Genomic DNA, 706 nt, shown 5'->3' on the forward strand with positions numbered 1-706 from the left:
GAATTAAATGTATAGAGAGGCATGGAGTTCGGTGTATATCTGACAATGACATCAGCGCCTTGATCGACTGTCGGCATAATGGTTTGAACTCGACTATAGCCACGGTCAGCCACAAAGACATAACCCTCACGAAGCTGATAATGCTGAAGTTTTTCGCCAACTTTGTCTGTTGTAACAACAGCATCAGTGAGCGTTAAATCCATCAAATCTATGCCGAGATGTAGTCTATAGCTCGTTTGTGTCGCACCTGGTTCCTGAACGGTAGAGCCATCTACAGCTATAAATTTTAAATCGCCTTCTGTATGGTTATGATCTGTGGTAAGAGTTTCTTTTAAAAGTGATTTAATCCAGTCAGTACAAGATATTAATCTCTTTTTTACGGCTTCGTCGCTGATTGCGGAATAAGTTTCAGTGAATTTTCCAGCGCATGCTCTTAAAGACAAATCGAGGCCACAATACAGCATAAGTAATTTAAACAGTTCTAAAGGCGATTTAATTTTTCTAGCCCGTTGAAAAGCATTACAATTTATCGCCATTTGTTCAATATTTGAAGGAAGTACTTGTAATAACTGTTGAAAATGAATCATGATACGCCACGGTGGTTGTGTTTTGTGTTAGCGCATTAATAAATACAACCACCTTTTTTATTTTTCAAGCGATAATTATAATATATTTCAACAGTTTAAGCCTTAAGTTGGCGCGTATG

At 37.8% G+C, this 706-nt stretch carries 1 protein-coding gene; it reads right to left on the reverse strand.

Going from position 1 to position 706, the window contains the following annotated elements; genetic code table 11:
* Positions 1 to 587 (reverse strand): transposase (locus ACEO2X_RS14030; protein WP_371972171.1); only part of this gene is annotated, 587 nt, incomplete at its 3' end.
* Positions 588 to 706: the final 119 nt, after the last annotated feature.

The organism is Acinetobacter sp. AL9, assembly GCF_041464035.1.
In the GTDB taxonomy this organism is placed as follows: domain Bacteria; phylum Pseudomonadota; class Gammaproteobacteria; order Pseudomonadales; family Moraxellaceae; genus Acinetobacter; species Acinetobacter towneri.